The 1,584-nt window shown below is 36.8% G+C and carries 2 protein-coding genes; both read left to right on the forward strand.

The features are described from left to right. A partial coding sequence (locus tag I1A59_RS09395; RefSeq protein WP_196092483.1) for a helix-turn-helix domain-containing protein occupies nucleotides 1-512 on the forward strand: 512 nt, incomplete at its 5' end. Continuing rightward, complete coding sequence (locus I1A59_RS09400; protein WP_196092484.1) at nucleotides 482-1,456, forward strand: IS3 family transposase; 975 nt, start codon at nucleotides 482-484, stop codon at nucleotides 1,454-1,456. The genes I1A59_RS09395 and I1A59_RS09400, both read left to right, overlap by 31 nt. The last annotated feature ends 128 nt before the right edge of the window (nucleotides 1,457-1,584 follow it).

The following is a 1,584-nucleotide window of genomic DNA, read 5'->3' on the forward strand; positions in this document are numbered from 1 at the left end:
CTACAGAGTTTAAACTTAGCTGTGTTGAAGCCTATAAATTAGGAGAAGGTTCTCTTTTAGAAATAGCTTCAAAATTTGGACTAAGATCTCCTTATCAACTACGCCAATGGATTATCAAGTATAATAGTCATCAAGAACTAAAGGACTACAATCCTATCCCGGAGGTCTATGAGATGGCTAGCAGAAAAACAACGAAAGAAGAACGTTTAGAAATTGTTCAATATTGTTTAAATCATGATTCAAATTATAAGGAGACAGCTCGGAAATTTGGCTGTAGCTATGCCCAAGTCTATAGCTGGTGCAGAAAGTATAAACTTGATGGTTTGGAAGGGCTGACTGACAATCGTGGACGCAAACGTAGTGAAGATGAATTGTCTGAGTTAGAAAAAGCAAATCGAAGAATTAAAGAACTTGAAAGAAGGCTTGAAATAAGCGAGAAAGAAAGTGAATTCTTAAAAAAAGTGAGGGAATTAGAAAGGAGTTGGTTACAGGACAACCTAAACAACGAGTAATCGCTCAAAATCGGCAGCTAAAAATCAAGCTATACCAATTAATTAAAAATTATCATGAAGAAAAAGGTTGGCCTATTGATTGGATGTGTCGGTTGGCTCATATTAGTCGTGCTGCTTACTATAAATGGCTAAAGCGCAAGCCCAGTCAACGTGAACTGAGAGACCAAACCATTCTTGACAGGATTCTAGAAATCTCTAAAAGTAATAATAGTTTATTTGGTTCAGTTAAAATGACACTTATGTTGAACAATGAGCTAGAAGCTGGAGAAAAACCAATCTACCGACGAACTGTAGCTCGTTTGATGTGTGTGAACAATATTTATTCCAACAAAGCAAAATATAAGAAGCGGAAACGTTATACCACTTCAACCCCTGATCAGACAGCTGAAAATATTCTCAATCGTGATTTTAATTCAAAACGACCAAACGAAAAATGGTGTATCGATATTACAGAAGAGAAAGTTTCTGGAACAAACCAAAAAATATACCTATGTGCAATCTTAGATCTATATGATCGTTATATTGTTGGCTATGCAATAGGTAACAGAAATGACACGGCACTAGTGAATTCAGCTATTAAGAATGCCCTTAAAGAAGAACCAGATAGTCAGGCCTTATTCCATAGTGATCGAGGATTTCAATTTACAAGAAAACCTTTTGCCCATATATTAGAAAAACAGGGGATGACGCAGTCAATGTCTCGGGTGGGTCGGTGTATCGATAATGGCCCATTAGAAGGTTGGCAAGGACAAATAAAGGAAATGCGAGAGGTGCTGTATCCCAATGTAGCTACTTTCGAAGAGATGAAGGAAGCGTATGAAAAAACAATTGATTGCTACCATCATCATGATCCACAGGAAAGATTTGAAGGAAAGACACCTGCACAAGTAAGAGCTGAGGCAAAGGCGAATCCCCAACAAGTAACCCAGTATCCAATTAAGTAAGCTAAAAAATACATTGATTTTTGGAAAAATATTGCCAATAAAAAAAACCAGACCGCCTAAATTTAAGGCAGTCTGGTATCAAACATTTTATTTATTTCAACTGTCTACTTGACACGGTACGTATCAAA

Origin of the sequence: Streptococcus sp. NLN76 (genome assembly GCF_015686645.1) — a bacterium.
Taxonomy (GTDB): domain Bacteria; phylum Bacillota; class Bacilli; order Lactobacillales; family Streptococcaceae; genus Streptococcus.